The organism is Aquiflexum sp. (genome assembly GCF_977115555.1).
In genome coordinates, this window is the sequence record NZ_CDSBKL010000257.1 from 1 (window position 1) to 6,028 (window position 6,028).

A 6,028-nucleotide genomic window follows, 5' to 3' on the forward strand; every position below is an offset into this window, starting at 1 on the left:
ATCCTGAATCCAATTACTGTTTTGGAGAAGGTGGGGCAGGCACTTACTCTGACGGAAAACTTTATACCCGTTCCAAAAAGCGTGGGGACATCAGAAGGATTATGGAAATATTGGTAGCTCATGGTGCTACCGAAGAAATCTTAGTGGATGCCCATCCCCACATTGGGACCAACAAATTGCCCATTTTGGTGTCTGAACTCCGCCAAAGTATTCTAGATGCAGGCGGAGAGATACTTTTTGAAACCAAAGTGACAGATTTGATTTTGGAAGGAAACCAAATAAAGGGAGTAGTCACACAGGATGGAGAAAAAATCATGGGCAAAGGTGTCATTCTTGCCACCGGGCATTCCGCAAGGGATATTTTTCATCTGCTCCATTCCAAAAAGATTTTGATAGAGGCCAAGCCTTTTGCATTGGGGGTCAGGGTGGAACACAGCCAAAACCTCATTGATCGCATCCAATACCATTGTGAGATTGACCGTGGGCCGTATTTGCCCGCTTCTTCTTATGCATTGGTCAATCAGACTATTTTCAAAGGAAAGCAGCGGGGTGTATTCTCTTTTTGCATGTGTCCGGGTGGATTTATTGTACCTGCAGCCACTTCTCCGGGCGAGATTGTGGTCAACGGCATGAGTCCAAGTAGGAGGGACAGCAAGTTTGCCAACTCGGGAATCGTTGTAGCCGTCGAATTGGAAGACCTTCCCCAATACCAAAGATACGGGCCGCTTGCAGCGATGATGTTCCAAGCTGAAGTGGAACAAAAAGCCTGGAAATCAGGTGGGGAAACCCAAACTGCTCCAGCGCAGCGTTTGGTTGATTTTACTGAGAAAAGGGTCAGTAAAAGTCTGTTGGACACTTCCTACCAACCAGGATTGGTCTCGGCGGATATGTATGAGGTTTTACCGGATTTTATTGCAGAAAGACTTAGGCAGGGATTTATTGATTTTGGCAAAAAAATGAAAGGTTACCTGACAAACGATGCCCAAATCATTGGGGTGGAAAGCAGAACTTCCTCCCCAGTCAGAATTCCTAGAGATAAGGAAAGTTTTGAGCATCCGGTCATCAAGGGATTGTTTCCCTGTGGGGAAGGGGCAGGATATGCAGGTGGAATTGTCTCTGCGGCAATGGATGGGGAGCGATGTGCCGAAAAGTTGGTGGAAATTTATGTGGGAAAATAGTAGGCAGTTTACAGTGGTCATTTTACAGTTCACAGTGATCAGTTGTAAGACAGTGATCAGTTGTAAGACAGTAATCAGTGTTTGGTAATACAGTTTTTAGATATCTCTTACTTTGTGTTCAGTTTTCCAGAAACTGCCAATTACCTACTCTGACATCCTAATGAATACTGCAAACGTTTACTGAACACTGATACTGCCTACTGCCTACTGAATACTGTTTACTCAAAACTGCCCCCTGAATACTGAGACTGATTACTTATCAACCCAACCAGTTTGACCAAGGAATTCTGGACAGAATCAAAACCAGACCAATAGCATACATCATGTAAATGGATCTGAATCTAGCACGGCTTTCAGTCATTTTTTTTGCGCGGATATAACCTACAGAAATGATGATGATAGCTAGGATATTGATCACAGGATGTTCCAATGCGGTCAGTCTCGCAACTTTATCGGCCATGGCACCACCGCCTGTCAACAAAGAAAAACCCAATGGGCTGACAAAATAGAGGATCAAGCCAATAAGTAATTGGGTATGCGCCAAGATGAAACCTATCATGGCAAATTTTCTGTCTTTCTCGGTAAATTCCCTTCCACTCAAAGAGCCGATTAAAGCGTAAATCATCACTATGACCAAAGCAGCCAAAGCAAGGTATGCTAGGCCGGAATGTAAATGTTGTAATCCTGTGTACATATTTCGTTTTTTATTTTGGTTTAAAATTAAGCGTAATTCCTATAATGGCACTATTTGGTTTGAAAATTTGAGAAATTTCCAAAATTGGATTGCGCATTATTACAAATCAGGGTGATGTCTTAAAGTGACAGGACCTTCATCCCAACAACTTGCTCATAAAATCTCAAAATTTCTGATTGCCTCGTAAATCAAAATTCGTAATTCGTAAATTAAGAATGAGACGCTTCGTGCCTCAGCGTGACGAAGATTTCGTTCTCCGTTCACTCCACATAAACCACCAATCCCTTCAAATATTCTGTTTCCATATGGAAAATATTGATTGGGTGGTCGGCGGGCTGGGAAAGGTAATGGAGGATTTTGACATTTCTGCCGGCTTCCATGGCTGCCGCCGTGATGGTATTCGCAAAAAGCTGTTTGTCCACTACCTGAGAACAGGAGAATGTGAACAGGATTCCTCCTTTTTTGATATGCTTCAAAGCTTCAAGATTCAACCTCTTGTAAGCCTGAACCGCATTGTGTTTGGCTTTTAGGTTTTTGGCAAAAGCAGGAGGATCAAGGACGATGATGTCATAGTTGGTTTCGATTTCACGGATGTACTTCACCACATCAGCGACGATGGATTTGTGTTTTCCTTCAAATCCTGCGTTCAAGGCCACATTTCTATCTGTCAGTTCTATGGCTTTGGCAGAAATGTCCACCGAATGGACTTCTGATGCTCCGGCTTTCAGGGCCGAAACCGAGAACCCACCGGAATAGCAAAAGGTATTGAGGACTTTCTTGCCTTTGCTGTATTTTCCAAGCAAAAACCTGTTTTCCCGCTGATCGACAAAAAAGCCGGTTTTTTGACCTTTTTCCCAATCTATCTCATAATGACAGCTATATTCCTGCACCATGTTGGTTTCGGGTTGACCGAAAACAACCCTGTTTTCAACCCCCAAATCCCTTGGCAAAGTCTCCGCGCTTTTGTCATAGACACATTGCAGTTTTGATCCCAATACAATCTGAAGTGCCTGACTGATTTCCTTCACATGCCGGTACATGCCAATATGATGGGTTTGGATGACAGCTGTGCCATTGTAAAAATCAATGATCAAACCCGGCAAACCGTCACTTTCCCCATGAACCAATCTGTATACATTGGTCGCAGGATTGTCGGTCAGGCCAATTGCTTCTCGTAGTTGATAGGATTGAGTAAGCGTTTTTTTCCAAAAATTCTGATCAATCAATTCCTCCTCGAAACTCACCATCCTTACCATGATCGAGCCATATTGGAAATGACCTACACCGAGAAGTTGGTCCTTATGGCTATGAACCTGCACCAATTCACCGTTTTTGAGCGCTTCATCTTTGAAAGCAATCGCACCCGAAAAGATCCAATGGTGTTTTCTGAGACTTGAAATCTCTTTTCCTTTAAGGAGTTTGATGATGGGATAGGGGAGCATGGCTTTTGTTTTTTGGGAAAATCAAAGTACCCACAAGCATCGCGATTGCGCTGATTCCCAAAGCGGGAATGTGGGAATAAATCGGTAATTCTATCATTTCAAAAATGATATAGGCTATCATTCCCAATATGATGGACATCAAAGCTCCCACTTCTGAGGCTTTTTTCCAATATAATCCGGCAGTCAAAGGGACGAGTAAGGAGACCATCAATAAGATGGAAGCCCCGGCGACAAGTTCGTAGATATTGGTTTTCCATTGTGCCAAAAGGGTGGCTATCAAAGCTACGACGATTATGTTACATCTCAGGATCAGAAGGAAATGCTTTTCATCAAGCCGCTTTCCAAAATAAGGTTTAATGAGGTTTTCAGAGAGGATCGCTGCAGGAGCGAGCAGACCTGAACTAGTCGTACTCATGATGGCAGAAATCAATGCGCCAAAAAACAGAATCTGCACATGCATGCCACTGTGGAGAAGAACCATTTCCGGCAATAGCATTTGTTTGTTTTCTAGGTAGATTTCAGGATACAGAAACTTTGCCCCTAAGGCAATGAACAATGGCAAAATACCCACTGTTACATAAAATATTCCTGCCAGATAAGTCGACTTGATCGCTACCTTTTCGGATTTTGAGGACATGACCCTTTGGTAGATATCCTGACTCGGAATACTGCCAAGTCCGATGACCATCCATGCACCTAGGTAGTTGAGCCAAGAAATGGGGTTGGCATCGGGAAAAAACTGGAAACTTCCTTCAGGTGCTGATTCCAAAATCGGCATGACACCTCCGGCCTTTTGGGCTACCAAAACAGAAACCCAAACGAGTCCAACTACAATCAAAGTAGTCTGGATAAAATCGGTAATCGAAATTGCCCACATGCCTCCCAAGAAAGTGTAAAAGACTACTATGGCAGCACTGATCATAATTCCCTGAGAAATGCTAAGGTCTGTCAGGCTAGTGAAAATGAGTGCCAAGGCCACCAACTGTGCCGCCACATACCCAAAGTATGCCGGAATCATAAAAAGAGAGGATATGAACTCTACCCTCTTTCCAAAAAGCTTTTTATAAACATCCCCCAAAGTCAGCACATTCATCCTGTACATGGGTTTGAGGAAAAATGCCCCAAATAATATCAAACAAAGAGCAGCTCCAAATGGATCTTCAATCACTCCCTGCAATCCCGATTCGAGGTATTCGGCAGAAGCTCCAAAGATCGTCTCAGATCCAAACCAAGTCGCAAACAATGCCGATGCAGACAGAAAAAGCGGCAACTTCCTGCCCGCCAACACAAAATCATTGGAGTTTTTGACCAGCTTCGATGACCAAGCACCGATCGCTACTGTGATCAAAAGGTAGATGATGATGGCAGTTAGGAGCAATTTTGGCTTTAAATTAAATGTGGTTTAACTATGTTCGGATATTAATGGTTACTGATTGATATTGGATATTAGGGTTTGTCCAAACAAAATATCAATTAATATCCAATATCTATTTAATATCTTGTTTTAGAAATTCTCCTGTATTATAGACCATCAAAGTCTCAAATCTCCTGTCTCACATCTCACGTCTAACTATACATCTTCTCCTGAAGCGCCTTGATCTCGGCTGATTCAAGGTAATCGTCATAAGGCATTCTCCTGTCAATCGTACCTTTGGGAGTGAATTCTATGATCCTGTTGGCAGTAGACTGTACAAAAGCATGGTCATAAGAAGTCATCAGCACCGTTCCGTTGTAATCGATGATGGCATTGTTAAATGCAGTAATGGATTCCAAGTCAAGGTGGTTGGTCGGTTCGTCCATGACCAAAAGGTTTGGATTCTGAAGCATCATTCTGGAAATCATGCAGCGCACTTTTTCTCCTCCTGATAGAACGGTACATTTCTTGAGGGATTCCTCGCCGGTAAATAGCATTCTACCTAAAAAAGTCCTCACATATGCTTCTTCCTGATTGGTCGAATATTGCTTCAGCCAATCAATCAGGTTCAGGTCTGTTTGGAAAAACTTGGAGTTGTCATTAGGAAGGTAAGCCTTATTGATGGTGACGCCCCATTTGAAAGTTCCTTTTTGAACAGGGATTTCTTCCATGATGGTTTGGAAAAACTTGGTGACGGCCTGCTTGGTCTTGGAGATAAAGGCGATTTTGTCGCCTTTGTCAATCATCAGGTTCACATCCGTGAAATAGATGGCATTGGCATCTTTCAGTTCCAGACTTTCGGTCATAAAAATCTGATCGCCTGCTTCTCTTTCAGGTTTGAAGATGATGCCCGGATATTTTCTCGTCGAAGGCTGAATGTCGTCCACATTGAGTTTTTCGAGCATTTTCTTCCTCGAAGTCGCCTGCTTGGATTTGGAAACATTGGCAGAAAAGCGGAGGATAAACTCCTGCAATTCCTTTCTCTTTTCCTCTACTTTCTTGTTTTGATCGGATTTCTGCTTGGCAGCCAACTGCGAGGATTCGTACCAGAAGGTATAATTACCGGAGTAAATCCTGATTTTGCTGAAGTCAATGTCCACGATATGGGTAGAAACCGCATCGAGGAAGTGACGGTCGTGGGAAACGACGATCACGAGGTTTTTGAAATTCACCAAGAAATCCTCCAGCCAATTGATGGTTTGGGCATCAAGGTCGTTGGTAGGTTCATCGAGGATCAGGATATCAGGATTGCCAAAAAGCGCCTGTGCCAAGAGCACCCTTACCTTTTGGTTACCGGCAA

The 6,028-nt window shown here is 43.2% G+C and carries 5 protein-coding genes; 1 reads left to right on the top strand and 4 read right to left on the bottom strand.

Annotation, left to right across the window (positions count from 1 at the left end; genetic code table 11):
* Positions 1 to 1,178 (top strand): NAD(P)/FAD-dependent oxidoreductase (locus ACZFYI_RS14200; protein ID WP_462524787.1); only part of this gene is annotated, 1,178 nt, incomplete at its 5' end.
* 259 nt (positions 1,179 to 1,437) lie between these two features.
* Here ACZFYI_RS14200 and ACZFYI_RS14205 read toward each other — a convergent pair.
* The 4 genes from ACZFYI_RS14205 to ACZFYI_RS14220 all read right to left on the bottom strand — a co-directional run.
* On the bottom strand, positions 1,438 to 1,872 hold the full coding sequence (locus ACZFYI_RS14205; protein ID WP_462524788.1) for a hypothetical protein: 435 nt from the start codon (positions 1,870 to 1,872) through the stop codon (positions 1,438 to 1,440).
* A 260-nt stretch (positions 1,873 to 2,132) separates the two neighbouring features.
* On the bottom strand, positions 2,133 to 3,314 hold the full coding sequence (locus tag ACZFYI_RS14210; RefSeq protein ID WP_462524789.1) for a class I SAM-dependent rRNA methyltransferase: 1,182 nt from the start codon (positions 3,312 to 3,314) through the stop codon (positions 2,133 to 2,135).
* Positions 3,283 to 4,692, bottom strand: coding sequence for a high affinity choline transporter 1 (locus tag ACZFYI_RS14215; RefSeq protein ID WP_462524790.1), 1,410 nt, complete (start codon positions 4,690 to 4,692; stop codon positions 3,283 to 3,285). Before ACZFYI_RS14215 ends, ACZFYI_RS14210 begins: the two co-directional genes overlap by 32 nt.
* 188 nt (positions 4,693 to 4,880) lie before the next feature.
* The coding region (locus ACZFYI_RS14220) for an ABC-F family ATP-binding cassette domain-containing protein (RefSeq protein WP_462524791.1) at positions 4,881 to 6,028 on the bottom strand (1,148 nt) is incomplete at its 5' end.